The sequence below is a fragment of the Curtobacterium sp. 8I-2 genome (assembly GCF_902506155.1).
Lineage (GTDB): Bacteria > Actinomycetota > Actinomycetes > Actinomycetales > Microbacteriaceae > Curtobacterium > Curtobacterium poinsettiae.
In genome coordinates this window covers 912465-926310 of the sequence record NZ_LR732827.1, presented here as the reverse complement: position 1 = coordinate 926310, position 13846 = coordinate 912465, and the positions used below count along the sequence as shown (strand labels likewise).

The following is a 13846-nucleotide window of genomic DNA, read 5'->3' as shown; positions in this document are numbered from 1 at the left end:
ACAGTCGTGGCGCCGAACCAGCCGCTCACCGAGACCGAGGTCGAGGCGATCAAGCAGGACTTCCCGATCCTCGCGCAGGACGTGAACGGGCAGCCGTTGGCGTACCTGGACTCCGGGGCGACGGCGGAACGCCCGCGTCAGGTCCTCGACGCTGAGCGACGCTTCCTCGAGCACGACAACGCCGCCGTCCACCGCGGTGCGCACACGCTCGCGGCGCTCAGCACCGACGCCTACGAGGACGCCCGTGCCACCGTCGCCGGGTTCATCGGCGCGGCTGCCCCGGCCGAGGTCGTCTGGACCGAGAACGCCACCGACGCCCTCAACCTCGTCGCCTACGGCATGGCCAACGCCAGCCGCGGTCGCGGGGGCGTCGACGCCGCACGCTTCCGGCTCGGCGCCGGCGACGAGATCCTGGTGACCGAGGCCGAGCACCACGCCAACCTCGTGCCGTGGCAGGAACTCGCAGCCCTGACCGGTGCGACCCTGCGCTGGATCCCGGTCGCCGACGACGGCACCTGGACCGCCGACGACGCCGCAGCGCTGATCACCGACCGCACGAGGGTCGTCGCGTTCTCGCACGTCTCGAACGTCACCGGGATGATCGCCCCCGTGGAGCAGGTCGTCGGCCTCGCCCACGCCCGCGGTGCCCTCGTGGTGCTCGACGCCTGCCAGTCCGCGCCGCACCGTCCCCTCGACGTGCAGCAGCTCGGTGTCGACTTCGCCGCGTTCTCCGGGCACAAGATGCTCGGCCCGAACGGCATCGGCGTGCTCTGGGGACGGAGCGAGCTGCTCAACGCCCTGCCGCCGTTCCGCACCGGCGGCTCGATGATCACCACCGTGACGATGGAGGGCTCCGAGTTCATGCCGGCGCCCGAGCGGTTCGAGGCCGGCACGCAGCCCGTGTCCCAGGCGGTCGCCCTGGCCGAGGCCGTGCGCTACCTGCAGGGCATCGGCATGGAACGGGTCCGCGCCCACGAGGAGCACCTCGCCCGCCGGATGCTCGTCGGCCTCGCTGCCGTGCCCGGCATCCGCCTGGTCGGCCCGCCCGCCGGTGTCCCGCGCTCCGGCCTGGTGTCCTTCGACGTCGACGGTGTGCACGCCCACGATGTCTCGCAGTACCTCGACGCGCAGGGCATCGCCGTGCGCTCCGGCCACCACTGCGCCCAGCCCCTGCACCGCCGGCTCGGCCTCGTCGCGACGAGCCGTGCCAGCACGTACGTGTACACGACCGAGCACGACGTCGACCGGTTCCTCGCAGCCGTCGCCGAGATCCGCGACTACTTCGGAGCGACCGCGTGAACGCCCTCGACAGCCTGTACCAGCAGGTCATCCTCGACCACGCGAAGGCGCGGCACGGCGACGGTGCGATGTCGGACGCGGACGGCTCGCACTTCGAGCGGAACCCCACGTGCGGCGACGAGATCACGGTCAGCCTGCGGCTCGAAGCCGGCACCGACCGCATCGCCGGGCTCGCCTGGCAGGGTGACGGCTGCTCGATCTCGATGGCCTCGGCATCGGTCCTCACCGACATGGCCGTCGGCCGCACGGTGCCCGAGTTCCTCGCACTGACCGAGGAGTTCCGCACCATGATGCGCTCACGCGGCGTCGGTGAACCCGACGAGGACGTCCTCGAGGACCTCGTCGCCTTCCACGGCGTCTCCAAGTTCGTCATGCGCGTCAAGTGCGGCATGCTCGCCTGGGTCGCGGCGGAAGCCGCCGCGCGCGAGGCGACCGCGTCCCGCTGAGCCGGGTGCGGCCACGCATGGGGCGCGATGATCTTCGAGACGGAGCGACCCGGCGCAGGCCGGGCCGACGCGATCGTGCGGGCCTACCTGACCGAGGTCGCGTCGCGGTGGTACGGGCGCGCGGCGACGTCGGCCGAGGTCGACCGTGCGCTCGACGAGGAGCCGTACGACGACCTGCAGGGTGACTCCGGGGTGTTCGTCGTCGCGAGTGAAGGGGAAGCCGCTGTCGCCTGCGCCGGCGTGCGCTTCGTCGGTGCCGTCGGCGAGCTGACGAAGGTGTTCACACTGCCGGAACACCGCGGCCGAGGCATCGGTTCGGCGCTCCTGCGCCACGTGGAGGACTTCTGCCGAGACCGCGGGACCACGTCGCTGCGGCTGGACACGCGGGCCGAGCTCGCCGAGGCCTGTGCGCTCTACGAACGGCTCGGCTTCGTCCGGGTGTCGCCGTTCAACGATGATCCGTACTCGGACCGCTGGTACGCGAAGCGGATCAGCTGATGACGCCGATCTCACGCAGCGCGTCACCGACGCTGATGCGCTCGTTCCGATCCTGCGCCTGCGCCCAGCGGGCCTCCGCGCGCGCGATGGCCTGCTCGTCGAGACCGAGGAGCTCGTAGAGCCCGTCGAGCTCACGCGGTGCGAGGTGCATGAACCGCAGCGGGAACTTCCGTTCGGGGCTCGCGTAGCTCTGCTGGGCGAGCTGGTCGAGGACGCCCGGATCGGTCTCTCGCTGTTCCATGAGCAGGACGACGGTTCGTGACCTCGTCGCCGTGAGGAAGGCCGACCGCACGTTCTCGTCCGGATCGGTCGCCAGTGCGATCTCGACGGCGAGGGGGAGGCCCTCTTCGCACGCGAGTTCCCACCGCTGCGAGGTGTCGCCGTGGATCGCCGTGAGCATGTCCGGATGGACGCCGAGGCCGCGCTCGCCGCGTTCCGGTCGCAGCGAGGTCGGGCGGGGGCCGTCCCCGACGCGGGCTGTGGGGAAGCCGACGCCCGTGTACACGGTATGGGCGATCGGCAGGAACTGGAGCGCCTCGTGCAGTGCGGTCGCAGCGTCCTGCACCGCGGAGGCGGTCACGTCTCCGTCGGCGACCTGGAGCGCCGTGGCGTAGGCGGACAGTGCCGCGTGCTGCTGGTCGATGGCTCGGGCGAACATCTCCTTGCCCCTGGCGGCGTCGCCGAGGAGCCGCGGGTCCAGGTGCAGCGTGACGGCGCTCGGGTCCTGCAGGTGTCCCCGTGGCGTGCCTCCGCCCGACATCGTGAAGCTGAAGGTCTCGTCGTCGGGCACGTCGGCATCGGTCATGCTCCCGACGCTATCGGCTCAGGGGAGCGTGACGACGAGCTTCCGGGCGGAGACACCGGCGCGGAGCCCGGCCAGGGCGTCGGGGATCGCGGCGAGTCCCGATCCGACGACGGAGGCGGTCGGGGTGGCACGGTAACGACCCGTGCGGAGCGCTTCGGGCAGGAAGTCGCGGTAGATCGCCGGGCCGACCTCGGACTCCGTCGGGCGGCCGCCCCAGATCGCAGTGACGTGGACCCCGTGTCGGCGCTCGAGCCGCGCACGGATCGTCGTCACCGGTGTCGGGTACGCGGATGCGAGCCGGCCGGAGCCGGTGGCCGTCCGGACGATCGGGAGCGTGCGGGTCAACGAACCCTGACCGAAGGCGAGGGTGCCGGCGAGCTCCCGGTCGGCGAGTGCGTCGAGGATGCGGCGTGCGGCACCGTCGTCGCGGTAGTCGAACACGGCCTCGGCCCCGAGGTCCTGCACGAACCCGTGGTTCTTCGGCGATGCGGTGCCGATCACGGCGTACCCGGCGGCCCGGGCGAGCTGGACGGCGTTGGCACCGACGCTCGTGGACGCACCCCACACCAGGACGACGCCGTCGCGGTCGACCGTGTCTGCCGTCGGCAGTGACAGTGCGAGCTGGTCCGGTTCGAAGAGACCGGCCGCTGCGGTCGAGACGGCGAGTGGCAGGACCGCCGCCTGCTCGGCGGACAGGTCGTCGGGCACCGGGGTCGTCACGCGTTCGAGCAGCAGGACCTGGTGCTGGAAGGCGCCTTCGGCAGCGCTGTTCCGGTGCTGCTCCTGCCCCGCGGCGTGCCCGACGACCCGGTCGCCCACGCGGAAGCGCTCGACGTCCGGGCCGATCGCGACGACCGTGCCGGCGACGTCCGAGCCGAGGACCGCGGGGAACCGCAGCTTCGGGAACACCAGGTGCCGGAAGAGCCCGCCGACGGCGTCGACCGGGTTGACCGCGACGGCCTCGGCGCGGACGACGAGTTCGCCGGGGCCGGGCTGGGGGACCGGTGCGGGCCCGACGGTGAACCGCCCGGTCGACGTGGTCCAGAGTGCTGCGTTGCCCGATGGCGACATGGTGTCCCGATCTCTTGCTCGAAGTGAGTCATGACACGACGTGTCATCGTCCAGTCAACCATGACACGACGTGTCATCACCACTACTGTGGACACATGCGTTGGTCTCCGGATGCCCGAGGGCGACTCGAGCGTGCGGCGTTCGAGCTCTTCGCCGAGCAGGGCTACCAGGCGACGACCGTGCCGCAGATCACCGCACGGGCCGGCCTGACGACCCGCACCTTCTTCCGGTACTTCGCCGACAAGCGCGAGGTGATCTTCGCCGGTGACGAGATCCCCGACCTCGCCCGGGCTGCCATCGAGGGCGCGCCGACCGGGATCGACCCGCTCGACATCGTCGTGCACGGCCTCTGCACCGTCGCCGACGAGCGGTTCGAGGGGCGGCACGGCGAGGTCGGCTCGGTGCGGCGGCTGGTGCTGTCCGAGTCCTCGCTCCGGGAGCGCGACGCCCGGAAGCGTGCCGACCTGACGGACGCGGTGCGCGAGGCCTTCGTCCACCGCGGGCTCGATCCGTCCGAGGCGGCGGTCATCGCCGAGACGACCGTGATGCTGTTCCACCTGGCCCTCGAGGCCTGGCTCACCGGACCGGCCGAGCGCCGGATGGCCGACGTGGTCGACGAGCAGCTCAGTGCGCTCCGTGGGGTGCTCGATCGGCGGCCCGAAGCGTCATGAACACGTCGACGCCGTCGTCGGTGTCGAGCACGAAGCCGTGTCGTTCGTAGAGTCGGCGAGCCGGGCTGCCCACCAGCACGTTGAGCCGCGTCGGGCCGTCGTGGGGCTCGTCGAGGACGGCGCGCAGCACGGTCGACCCGACCCCACGGCCCTGGACGTCGGGCGCGAGGTAGAAGTGCTCGACCCAGCGGACGCCGTCCTCGTTGCGCACGGTGATCGAGCCCACGTCGCGGCCGTCGACCACGACGATGCGGGTCAGCTGTGGCTGGAACGCGTCGCGGAGGCGCTGTCGCACACGCGTCTCGTCGAACACACCGAGTCGTGTCAGGTCGTCGCGCAGCACCACGGCCCGGAGCTCGACGAGCCACTCGAGGTCTTCGGTGGTGCTGTCCCGCAGTGCGACGTCCATCCGCTCAGCCTACGAACCCCGGCGCCCGGTCATCGACCTCGTACGCTTGCCCGATGGACCGCGACGGCGTCATCGACCTTGTCGCGTCCCGCCGCGCCTCGGCGCGTGCACCGATCGTCGTCGGTGTCTCCGGGTACTGCGGATCCGGCAAGTCCACGCTGACGCGCACGCTCGTCGAGGGGCTCCCCGGCGCGGTCCGCATCCGCGGCGACGACTTCCTCGACCCCGTTCGGTCCCATCAGCGGTCCTCCGACTGGGACGGCGTCGATCGTCCCCGTCTGGTCTCGTCGGTCCTCGAACCGCACCGGGCCGGTCGGGTGAGCGCGTTCCAGCGGTTCGACTGGTCGGCTCGAGCCCTCGGCCCGGCTGAGCCACTGCCGCGGACGGACGTCTTGATCGTCGACCTGATCGGACTCTTCCACCCCGAGGCGCTCCCGTACCTCGACGTCACGGTCTGGTGTGACGTGGATCTCGAAACTGCGGCTCGTCGGGGCATGGCTCGTGACCGCGCGCTCGGGCGTCGACACGATGCGCTCTGGCGGGACGTGTGGATCCCCAACGAGCGCGACTTCGAGGAGCGGTACGCACCGAAGGACACCGCGTCCGTGCGCTACGTGGCCTGACCGCGGAGCGAAGTGACCATGCTCCGCAGGATCTGACGGGCCTCGGTCTGCTGGTCCGCGGTCAGGTCGGTGAGCATCCGCTGCTCGACCCCGCGGATCGCCGCACTCGCCTGCGCCAGACTCCGTCGTCCGCTGTCGGTCAGCTGCGTGGGGAGCGCCTTGCCGACCGACGGCTCGGTGGCACGGGTGACGAAGCCGTCCCGCTCCAGGGTCTGCAGCAGCACGTTCATCGACTGCCGGGTGACGAACGTGCCGCGCGCGAGCTCGGAGTTCGACAGGCCGGGTCGCTGCGCCAGCAGTTCGAGGCAGGAGTAGTGCGTCACCGTCATGCCGAGTGGGCGCAGCACGGCTTCCATCGAGGCACGGAGGGCGCTCGCGGTCTCCTTGAGCAGGTAGCCGATCGACGTCTCGAGGTGGATGCCGGTGTCGTCTTGACGCATGTCAGTAGTCTGACATAGGTTGTCCCGTGTCAGAAGACTGACACGAACCTGAGGAGCACCACATGCCCGTCACCGGCCCCGACTTCATCTCCCTGCAGACCCGCGACCTCGATGCCTCGCAGGCGTTCTACGAGCGGTACCTCGGTCTCGTCCGTTCCCAGGCCGGCCCGCCGCACGCCGTCGTGTTCGAGACGACGCCGATCGCCTTCGCCCTGCGTGACATCGTCCCCGGCACGGACCTCGACGCGGTGGCACAGCCCGGCATCGGCGCCGCGATCTGGCTGCACGCGACCGACGTCCAGGCGATCCACGACGCGCTGGTCGCCGACGGGCACCGGATCGTCTCGGCGCCGATCGACGGCCCGTTCGGCCGGACGTTCACGTTCGCCGACCCCGACGGCTACCACGTGACGCTCCACGACCGCGCCTGAGCCCCGGAGCCGGCCATGCGTCGGGCGCGGGCGGCGCGCCGGACGCGGGGCGGGCCTCCAGTCCGTCGCCGGAGCCGACCGTCACGCTTCGTCACGATCCGTGACGGTCCGAGGTGTCCGACGTAGCGTCTCGACCCGTGACCACCAGCAGCGAGCACCGGCAGATCCGCTTCAACGCGTTCGACATGAACTGCGTCGCGCACCAGTCCTCCGGACTGTGGCGGCACCCCCGCGACCGGTCGCGGGACTACCGCGACCTGACCTACTGGACCGACCTGGCGAAGACGCTCGAGCGCGGCGCGTTCGACGGCATCTTCATCGCCGACGTCCTGGGCACCTACGACGTGTACGGCGGCTCGAACGAGGCCGCGCTCCGCACCGGGTCGCAGGTGCCCGTGAACGACCCGATCCTGCTCGTGTCGGCGATGGCGTCGGTGACCGAGCACCTGGGCTTCGGCATCACGGCCGGCACCGCGTACGAGCACCCGTACCCGTTCGCCCGACGCATGTCGACGCTCGACCACCTGACGGAGGGCCGGGTCGGCTGGAACGTCGTCACCGGGTACCTGCCGAGCGCCGCACGCAACATGGGCCAGACGGACCAGCTGTCGCACGACGACCGGTACGACGTGGCGGACGAGTACCTCGAGGTCCTCTACAAGCTGTGGGAGGGCTCGTGGGAGGACGACGCCGTCGTCGCCGACCGCGAAGCCGGGGTCTTCACGGACCCGACGAAAGTGCACCCGATCGAGCACCACGGGACGCACTTCGACGTGCCGGGCATCCACCTGTCCGAGCCGTCCGTGCAGCGCACGCCCGTCATCTACCAGGCGGGCGCGTCGCCGCGCGGCATCCGCTTCGCCGCCGAGAACGCGGAGGCGGTCTTCGTGGGTGCACCGACCGTCGAGCAGCTCGCGTCGACCGTCGCGAAGGTCCGGGACGCCCTGGAGGCAGCTGGTCGCGACCGGTACGCCGCCCGCGTCTACACGCTGCTCACCGTGATCACGGACGCCACCGACGAGCTGGCCCAGGCGAAGTACGAGGACTACCTGTCGTACGCGTCGGAGCTCGGTGCGCTGGTGCTCAACTCCGGCTGGATGGGCGTCGACCTGTCGCAGTGGGACCCGGACCAGCCCCTCGGCGACGTCGAGTCGAACGCGATCCAGTCGGCGGCGGCGAACATCGCGGCAGCGACCGGCGAGGACGGGTCGAAGTGGACGATCCGCGACCTGGCGCGGCAGACGGCGATCGGCGGGCTCGGCCCGGTGGCGGTCGGTGGGGGAGCGACCATCGCCGACCGGCTGCAGGAGATCCAGGAGCTGACCGACGTCGACGGCTTCAACCTGGCGTACGCGGTCACGCCGGGCACGTGGGAGGACGTCATCGAGTTCGTGATCCCGGAACTCCGTGCCCGCGGGGCCTACCCGGAGGCGTACGAGCCGGGTTCGCTCCGGCAGAAGCTGCACGGCCGCGGGGACCGGCTGCCCGACGAGCACCGTGGGGCGTCGTTCAGGATCGGGAGCCGGGCGGTCGTAGGCTGATCGGGTGATCGAGTCGTCCGTGGTCGTGCGTCCTGCGACCCCGGAGGAGACCGACACCTGCATCGACCTGTGGGCCGCGGCCGTGGGGGCCCGTGACGGCGCCCCCGAGGACCCGGCAGTCCGGGAGCGAGCCCGGCAGAAGTTCGCCGCTGACCACGTCGCCTGGCTGGTGGTGCCCGGACCGGACGGCGCGGTGGACGGCTTCGTGCTGGTCACGGCGCCCGGCACCGGACGGTCGACGGACCCGGCGGACGCCGCCTACCTGTCGTTGCTCGCGGTGCGTCCCGGCGTGCAGGCCCGCGGGGTCGGACGGTCGCTGCTGTCCGAGGCCGTGCACGATGCCCGGGCCGCCGGCCACCCGCGCGTGGTGCTGCACGTGCTCGGCGACAACGACCGTGCGGTGCGGCTGTACGAGGCGGGTGGCTTCGTGGCGACGGGTGACGAGTTCGCGCACGCGCTGAGCGGGGTCACCACCCGCGTGTACGTCGCGGGCTGACGCTGGCTACGCGTCCCGACCGTGCACCGGCGTCCACGTCGGGTAGGTCGCCGAACGCCCGTCGCCCGACGACGTGCGGGTGATCCGGCGCTGCAGCCACGGCAGGACGTACTCGCGGTAGTAGCGGAGCTCTTCTCCCAGGCGGGCCCGGGTGGCGCCGGCGTCCGCGGGCTCGAGCGGCGCGGGGCCGTCGAGGACCGCGTGCAGCGCCAGGTCCGCGACGCGCTGGTGCCCGGTGGCGTTCATGTGCAGCCGGTCGTCCGACCAGAACTCGGCGCGGCCGAGGTGCGGGTCGCGGGAGACGTCGACGAACGGCAGTCCGCGGCGCCGGGCGAGGGTGCCGAGCGCCTCGGCCCAGGCGTCACCGCGGCGGTTGATCAGGGAACCGAGGGGCAGGCGGGCGCTCGGGTCGGCCGGGCTGAGGAGCGCCAGGCGTGCGCCGGTGGCCTCGACGCGGTCGGCGGCGGCCTCGACCTGCCCGATCAGCGCGTCCACCTCGAAGCGCGGGCGCAGCAGGTCGTTGCCGCCGGCGCAGAAGGTGATCAGGGTCGGCGCCGGGTCGAGCGCGAGGGCGGCCTCGAGCTGACCGCCGAGGACCCCGGCGAGCAGTCGGCCGCGCACCGCGAGGTTGGCGTACGAGACGTGGGCGTCCGAGGCGCCCGCCATCGCGCTCGCGAGTCGTCCGGTCCAGCCGGGGAACGGAGCGGCCCCGGCGTCGCCGATGCCCTCCGAGAAGCTGTCGCCGATCGCGACGTAGCGGATGGTGTCGTGCATGCGCCCATCATCGTGCACATGCCTGTGCAGGTTCCCGGCACGACAGTCGTACCGGGAACCCGCATCAGCGAACCCTCACAGCACCGACTTCGGGACCCGGTGCAGGGTGACTGCGCCGACGGCGGCGAAGGGGTGCAACGGGTCCGGCGCGGTGGAGCCGGTCGGCCCGCCGAGCTTCGAGTCACCGACCGCGCTGAGCACCGCGTAGGCGTCCTCGGCGGTCCAGCCGTGCTCGTCGACGAGGAACGCGAAGGCGTCCTCGTACCCGCGCCGGACGCTCTCCTGCACGGGGTCGCCGAGACCGACGAACAGCCAGTCGTCAGCGGTCTCGATGCGGGGTGCGCGGAGCACGGGGCCGCCCTTGACCAGGTCGACGGAGACGATCGCGGTGCCCTGGGCCTCGATGGCGACGAACGACGACTCGCCCTCGGCCATGAGCGCGTGGATGTCGCCGATCGACAGCAGTGCGCCGGGGACCCGGACGGGCAGGGACACGGTCGAGCCGGGGCGGGCCTCGGTGACGTCCATGTTGCCGCCCTCCGGGTAGGCCGGCATGATCGTCGAGTTCTCACCCTCGGCCGGGGCCGTCCCGATGCACCCGATCATCGGCCGCACGGGGAACCGGTGCCGGTCGGACACCTGCACCGTGCCGTCCGAGATCGGGCATCGGCGGGCGAAGACCCGGTCGCCCATCACGTGCTGCAGGGCCCCGGAGCCGGGCAGGGACACCGACCACCCGTGCGTGGTCAGCTCGATGGCGTGGATGGTCACCACGAGGGTGTCGCCGGGTTCTGCCCCCTCGACGAACACCGGGCCGGTCACCGGGTTGATCGGTGCCTGCAGCTGCGCCATGTCGTGGTGCTGGTCGAGTTCGGCGTAGACGGCGTCGGTGGTCTCGAAGCCGATGGTCTCGCCGGTGCCGGGGCGGACCCGCAGCACGGGCTCCCGGTCTGCGGAGAACCCGGGGCGGCCGAAGGTGTTCGGCAGGAAGTGGTCCGGGGTCATCGTGCGTCCTCCGTCGTCGGTTCTGCTTCCGAGCCGACCTCGGTGGAGCGGCCGGTGCGTCGGTAGTACAGGAACACGGCCGCGCCGACGATCAGCCAGACGATGCCGCCGACCTTCGCCTCGACCGCGGCGTTCAGCAGGACGTACCCGATGATCAGGAACCCGATCAGCGGCACGACCAGGTGCAGCAGCCAGTTGCGCGACTTCCCCTTGACGACGTGGTGCACGAAGACGGACACGTGCAGGAGCATGAAGCCGAACAGCGCGCCGAAGTTCACGAGCGACGAGATCGTGTCGATCTGCCCGACGAAGAACAGCACCAGGATCGCGGACAGCACCGAGACGACGATGATCGCGTTCTGCGGCACCTGGCGACCGTTGAGCTTGTGCAGGAACGCGGGCAGCTGACGGTCGCGGCTCATCGAGAAGAGGAGGCGGCTGGTCGCGGCCTGGGCGGCCATGGCGTTCGCGATGCCGACGGCGAGCACGTTGACGGCGAAGAACGCGGTGGCCCACCCGCTCGACGACGCCTGCTCGACGATGGTGAAGAAGGCGTTGCCGGCCTCACCCTTCGGGAACGCGTCACGACCCCCGGCGAGGGCGCTGGCGAGCCAGGTCTGCAGGATGAACAGGAACGCCACGATGACGAGCGCCAGGATCATCGCCGTGCCGGCTCCGCCACGACGGCCGGTGGACTCCTCGGACAGGGTGGAGATGCCGTCGAAGCCCAGGAAGCTCAACACCGCGATCGACAGCGCCGACGCGATGAGCGGGGCCGACACCTTGGCCGGGTCCCAGATCTGCGCGGTGCTGAAGGACGCGTCCGGGATCGTGCCGCCGGTCAGCGCGACGATCGCGATGACGACGAAGATCGCGACGAAGACGAGCTCGATGAGCAGGAAGATGCGGTTCGCGAGCTTGAGCGAGGACACCCCGGCCAGGTTGATGACGGTGTTGATCGCGACGAACACGAGCGCCCACAGCCAGCGGGGCGTGCCCGGGAAGATGCCGACCATGCTCTCGGCGGCGAACACGTAGAGCAGCGTCGGGACGAGCAGGTAGTCGAGCAGGATCGCCCAGCCGGCGAAGAACCCGGCGGTGGGGTGGATGCCGCGGCCGACGTACGAGAACACGCTGCCGGCGAGGGGGATCGACTTCGCCATCTGCGCGTAGGCCAGAGCGGTGAAGATCATCGCGACGAGGCCGACCAGGTACACCAGCGGCACCATGCCGCTGGAGGCGTTGTAGACGGTCCCGAAGATCGCCCACGGGGCGATCGGGACCATGAAGACCAGCCCGTAGATGAGCAGGTCGGTGGTGCTGACGGAGCGCTTGAGCTCCTGCTTGTAGCCGTAGGCCTCGAGCTGCTGCTGTGCGGAGAGCTCGCTGTGCTGCTGCGACATGTCGGGTTCCGTTTCGGGTGGAGGGACGGGTGCGGCTGTGGGGGTGGGGACTTCCGGTCTGGAGGCGCGGGGCGGGCCCGCCCCGCGCCTCGGGTGGGGACTTCCGGTCTGGAGGCGCGGGGCGGGCCCGCCCCGCGCCTCCAGGGATGGTCGTGGCCGGGTCAGGCGTCGTCGTGCGCGGCCAGGAAGGCCGCGACGACCCGGCGGAACTCCGCCGGCTGCTCCAGGTGCGAGCAGTGGCTCGCGTCGGGGAAGACGTGCTGTCGGACGTCGGCGATCCGCTCGACGAACGGGGCCCACGTGGCGGGGGTGGCCTCGTCGTGCTCGCCGGCGACGACGAGCGTCGGCACGGCGACGCGGTCGAGCCGGTCGACGATGGTCCAGTCGCGCATCGTGCCGACGACGTGGAACTCGTTCGGGCCGTTCATCGTGTGGTAGACCGTCGGCTCGCGCTCCATCTGCTCCTCGGAGTCGACGAAGTCCGGATGGCTCGGGACCACGCGGCAGACGTGCCGCTCGTAGAAGACCTGCGTCGCCGCAAGGTACTCGGGGTCGTCGACGGTGCCGGCCGTCTCGTGCCGGGTCAGGGCGTCCTGCACGTCGGCGGGCAGCTGCGCGCGGAGCTCGGCGGCGCCGTCGACCCAGAGCTGCATCGACGCGGGGGAGTTGCAGATCGCCAGCGAGCGGAGGCCCGCGGGCTGCTGCACTGCGATCTCTGCGCCGAGCATGCCGCCCCACGACTGCCCGAGCACGTGGTGGTCGCCGAGCCCGAGGTGCTCGACCAGGGCGGCGTACTCGTCGACGAACAGCTGCGGCTGCCAGGTGTCCGCCGGGGCGTCCGGGCGGTGGGTGCTCCGGCCGCAGCCGAACTGGTCGTGGTGGACGACGGTCCGGCCGGTCTCGTCGGCCAGGGCCGCGAGGTTCCGGAGGTAGTCGTGGGCCATGCCGGGCCCGCCGTGCAGGACGACGAGGGGCAGCGCGCCGGCGACCGGGGTGTCGGGCGTGGTGACCCGGTACCAGGTCTCGCCGTCGCGGAACGGCATCGTGGATTCGGTGATGCTGGACATGGGGGTCAGCATGGAGCGGAAAAAGGTCCCACGCAATACCTTTTCTGCTGCCTTAACGTGGTCGTAACACCGTGAAGGGGGGTCCGTGTGTCCGATCGTGCGACCGAGACGCGCGTCGACGAGGTCGAGGACCGCCTCGTGACCGCCGTCGCCGTGGGCGAGTACCTGCCCGGCGCGAACCTGCCGCCGGAACGCGAACTGGCCGGCCTGCTCGGCGTCGCCCGGGTCACCGTTCGCAGTGCGATCGCCCGGCTCGTCGAACGGGGGCTGCTCGAGACCCGTCGGGGCCGGGGCGGTGGCACGTTCGTCCGCACCGAGTGGCCGGACAGCTCGTCGGACGCCGTCGGGCGGGTGCTGCTCGCGCGGTGGGAGGCGATCCAGGACACCGCCGACGCCATCGCGCTGCTGCACGGGGCGCTCGCCACGGCCGCCGCGGAACGGGTGACCCCGGAGGACGCCGCCCTGATCCGGGCACGGCTCGAGGTGTTCCGCGACGCCACCTCGGGCCTCGAGAAGCAGCAGGCCGACGCCGTGCTGCACCGGACGATCATCGACGCCGCGCGGAACGACGCCCTGCGGACGGCGCTCGCCGGGTTGGAGGCGCAGATCTCCATCGCCGCTCCGGCGCACCTGTGGGGCACGGCCGAGGGCATGGCGGAGATGGAGACCCGTGCGCTCCACGAGCACGAACGGCTGGTGGACGCGGTGTGTTCTGGCCGCGCACCCGAGGCGGGCGTGATCGCCCGGCAGCACGTCGGGATCGACGTCGAACTGCTCGAACGGGCCGTGCGGCGGACGGGGCAGGTGCCCCGGCACTGAGGGGCGGTCTGTCGGTCGGTGTGTTGCTTCTCGGTTGGTCGGTCGGTG

17 protein-coding genes are annotated in these 13846 nt (G+C 71.6%); 9 read left to right on the top strand and 8 right to left on the bottom strand.

From position 1 onward, the window contains the following. The first annotated feature begins 6 nt into the window (after window positions 1-6). From BOSE127_RS08140 to BOSE127_RS08130, 3 genes are read left to right on the top strand one after another with little or no spacing between them, the layout of a single operon-like run. A complete protein-coding gene (locus BOSE127_RS08140; RefSeq protein ID WP_017888471.1) occupies window positions 7-1299 on the top strand; it encodes an aminotransferase class V-fold PLP-dependent enzyme in 1293 nt (430 codons plus the stop codon). Beyond that, on the top strand, window positions 1296-1745 hold the full coding sequence (sufU, locus tag BOSE127_RS08135; protein ID WP_159556842.1) for a Fe-S cluster assembly sulfur transfer protein SufU: 450 nt from the start codon (window positions 1296-1298) through the stop codon (window positions 1743-1745). Before BOSE127_RS08140 ends, sufU begins: the two co-directional genes overlap by 4 nt. A 27-nt stretch (window positions 1746-1772) precedes the next feature. After that, entirely contained in the window at window positions 1773-2243 is a 471-nt protein-coding gene (locus BOSE127_RS08130) for a GNAT family N-acetyltransferase (protein WP_017888473.1), read from the top strand. Here the strand turns inward: BOSE127_RS08130 and BOSE127_RS08125 are convergent. Both BOSE127_RS08125 and BOSE127_RS08120 read right to left on the bottom strand, forming a co-directional pair. After that, window positions 2236-3048: a hypothetical protein gene (locus tag BOSE127_RS08125; protein ID WP_071251997.1), complete on the bottom strand. Its 813-nt coding sequence runs from the start codon at window positions 3046-3048 to the stop codon at window positions 2236-2238. The two genes, BOSE127_RS08130 and BOSE127_RS08125, sit on opposite strands and share 8 nt — an antisense overlap. Window positions 3049-3066: 18 nt before the next feature. After that, window positions 3067-4119, bottom strand: a complete 1053-nt coding sequence (locus BOSE127_RS08120; RefSeq protein ID WP_056070474.1) for a zinc-binding alcohol dehydrogenase family protein — start codon at window positions 4117-4119, stop codon at window positions 3067-3069. A gap of 95 nt (window positions 4120-4214) precedes the next feature. On the opposite strand from BOSE127_RS08120, the gene BOSE127_RS08115 reads away from it, so the two are divergent. Continuing rightward, a complete protein-coding gene (locus tag BOSE127_RS08115) occupies window positions 4215-4790 on the top strand; it encodes a TetR family transcriptional regulator (RefSeq protein WP_071251998.1) in 576 nt (191 codons plus the stop codon). Here BOSE127_RS08115 and BOSE127_RS08110 read toward each other — a convergent pair. After that, entirely contained in the window at window positions 4744-5199 is a 456-nt protein-coding gene (locus BOSE127_RS08110) for a GNAT family N-acetyltransferase (protein WP_159145892.1), read from the bottom strand. The two genes, BOSE127_RS08115 and BOSE127_RS08110, sit on opposite strands and share 47 nt — an antisense overlap. 53 nt (window positions 5200-5252) lie before the next feature. Between BOSE127_RS08110 and BOSE127_RS08105 the strand changes: the two genes are divergently transcribed. Next, complete coding sequence (locus BOSE127_RS08105) at window positions 5253-5822, top strand: uridine kinase family protein (RefSeq protein WP_042538166.1); 570 nt, start codon at window positions 5253-5255, stop codon at window positions 5820-5822. Here the strand turns inward: BOSE127_RS08105 and BOSE127_RS08100 are convergent. Further along, window positions 5810-6262 (bottom strand): MarR family winged helix-turn-helix transcriptional regulator, encoded by a 453-nt coding sequence (locus tag BOSE127_RS08100; protein WP_159556840.1) that lies wholly within the window; start codon window positions 6260-6262, stop codon window positions 5810-5812. The two genes, BOSE127_RS08105 and BOSE127_RS08100, sit on opposite strands and share 13 nt — an antisense overlap. Before the next feature lie 62 nt (window positions 6263-6324). On the opposite strand from BOSE127_RS08100, the gene BOSE127_RS08095 reads away from it, so the two are divergent. From BOSE127_RS08095 to BOSE127_RS08085, 3 genes are all read left to right on the top strand, one after another. Then, window positions 6325-6693 carry a VOC family protein gene (locus BOSE127_RS08095; protein WP_017888480.1) on the top strand — a complete coding sequence of 123 codons (369 nt, stop codon included), beginning with the start codon at window positions 6325-6327 and terminating at the stop codon, window positions 6691-6693. A gap of 137 nt (window positions 6694-6830) precedes the next feature. Beyond that, window positions 6831-8234, top strand: coding sequence for an LLM class flavin-dependent oxidoreductase (locus BOSE127_RS08090; protein ID WP_201300442.1), 1404 nt, complete (start codon window positions 6831-6833; stop codon window positions 8232-8234). A gap of 4 nt (window positions 8235-8238) precedes the next feature. After that, complete coding sequence (locus BOSE127_RS08085) at window positions 8239-8730, top strand: GNAT family N-acetyltransferase (RefSeq protein WP_159556838.1); 492 nt, start codon at window positions 8239-8241, stop codon at window positions 8728-8730. A 6-nt stretch (window positions 8731-8736) separates the two neighbouring features. Here BOSE127_RS08085 and BOSE127_RS08080 read toward each other — a convergent pair whose 3' ends face one another. From BOSE127_RS08080 to BOSE127_RS08065, 4 genes are all read right to left on the bottom strand, one after another. Next, the gene (locus BOSE127_RS08080; RefSeq protein ID WP_235517588.1) at window positions 8737-9504 is read right to left on the bottom strand and encodes an SGNH/GDSL hydrolase family protein; all 768 of its coding nucleotides are present in this window, start codon (window positions 9502-9504) and stop codon (window positions 8737-8739) included. A 75-nt stretch (window positions 9505-9579) separates the two neighbouring features. Next, window positions 9580-10509: an acetamidase/formamidase family protein gene (locus BOSE127_RS08075; RefSeq protein WP_159556836.1), complete on the bottom strand. Its 930-nt coding sequence runs from the start codon at window positions 10507-10509 to the stop codon at window positions 9580-9582. After that, window positions 10506-11912 carry an APC family permease gene (locus BOSE127_RS08070; protein ID WP_017888485.1) on the bottom strand — a complete coding sequence of 469 codons (1407 nt, stop codon included), beginning with the start codon at window positions 11910-11912 and terminating at the stop codon, window positions 10506-10508. The genes BOSE127_RS08075 and BOSE127_RS08070 overlap by 4 nt, the downstream gene beginning before the upstream one ends. A 161-nt stretch (window positions 11913-12073) precedes the next feature. Continuing rightward, window positions 12074-12979, bottom strand: a complete 906-nt coding sequence (locus BOSE127_RS08065) for a proline iminopeptidase-family hydrolase (RefSeq protein ID WP_236559519.1) — start codon at window positions 12977-12979, stop codon at window positions 12074-12076. Window positions 12980-13066: 87 nt separating this feature from the next. On the opposite strand from BOSE127_RS08065, the gene BOSE127_RS08060 reads away from it, so the two are divergent. After that, entirely contained in the window at window positions 13067-13798 is a 732-nt protein-coding gene (locus BOSE127_RS08060) for a FadR/GntR family transcriptional regulator (RefSeq protein ID WP_017888487.1), read from the top strand. Window positions 13799-13846 lie beyond the last annotated feature (48 nt).

Bases quoted from the DNA above. Each gene is read 5' to 3' on its own strand.
- BOSE127_RS08100 (WP_159556840.1), bottom strand. From the start codon at position 6,262: ATGCGTCAAGACGACACCGGCATCCACCTCGAGACGTCGATCGGCTAC.
- BOSE127_RS08080 (WP_235517588.1), bottom strand. From the start codon at position 9,504: ATGCACGACACCATCCGCTACGTCGCGATCGGCGACAGCTTCTCGGAG.
- BOSE127_RS08070 (WP_017888485.1), bottom strand. From the start codon at position 11,912: ATGTCGCAGCAGCACAGCGAGCTCTCCGCACAGCAGCAGCTCGAGGCC.
- BOSE127_RS08110 (WP_159145892.1), bottom strand. From the start codon at position 5,199: ATGGACGTCGCACTGCGGGACAGCACCACCGAAGACCTCGAGTGGCTC.
- BOSE127_RS08120 (WP_056070474.1), bottom strand. From the start codon at position 4,119: ATGTCGCCATCGGGCAACGCAGCACTCTGGACCACGTCGACCGGGCGG.
- BOSE127_RS08125 (WP_071251997.1), bottom strand. From the start codon at position 3,048: ATGACCGATGCCGACGTGCCCGACGACGAGACCTTCAGCTTCACGATG.
- BOSE127_RS08115 (WP_071251998.1), top strand. From the start codon at position 4,215: ATGCGTTGGTCTCCGGATGCCCGAGGGCGACTCGAGCGTGCGGCGTTC.
- BOSE127_RS08065 (WP_236559519.1), bottom strand. From the start codon at position 12,979: ATGTCCAGCATCACCGAATCCACGATGCCGTTCCGCGACGGCGAGACC.
- BOSE127_RS08130 (WP_017888473.1), top strand. From the start codon at position 1,773: ATGATCTTCGAGACGGAGCGACCCGGCGCAGGCCGGGCCGACGCGATC.
- BOSE127_RS08075 (WP_159556836.1), bottom strand. From the start codon at position 10,509: ATGACCCCGGACCACTTCCTGCCGAACACCTTCGGCCGCCCCGGGTTC.
- BOSE127_RS08105 (WP_042538166.1), top strand. From the start codon at position 5,253: ATGGACCGCGACGGCGTCATCGACCTTGTCGCGTCCCGCCGCGCCTCG.
- BOSE127_RS08095 (WP_017888480.1), top strand. From the start codon at position 6,325: ATGCCCGTCACCGGCCCCGACTTCATCTCCCTGCAGACCCGCGACCTC.